General features: G+C 70.6%; 1 protein-coding gene. It reads right to left on the reverse strand.

Going from position 1 to position 228, the window contains the following annotated elements; all coding sequences use genetic code 11:
• The coding region (locus tag SB773_RS35260) for a WYL domain-containing protein (protein WP_410595260.1) at positions 1-228 on the reverse strand (228 nt) is incomplete at both ends.

The raw sequence follows: 228 nt of genomic DNA on the forward strand, positions 1-228 counted from the left end.
GCGGTACTGCTCCGGGTCGAAAGAACGGGAGGTGAGCTTCACCGGCCCGACGATCCGCGAGAGCAGGAAGGTCCGGGACCCCTGAGCGCCGTGGTCGATGCCCTGCAGGTGCCACCGGCCCTGGTGCTGCACCAGCGCGAGCGGAGCGACGGTGCGCTGCCGGGAGGTGCTCTCGCCCGGCTTGAGGTACGGGAACTGGACGATCACGTGCCGCTCGAGCGCCAGGCT

Source organism: Bacillus sp. SIMBA_074 (assembly GCF_046534555.1).
In the GTDB taxonomy this organism is placed as follows: Bacteria; Bacillota; Bacilli; order Bacillales; family Bacillaceae_G; genus Bacillus_A; species Bacillus_A mycoides.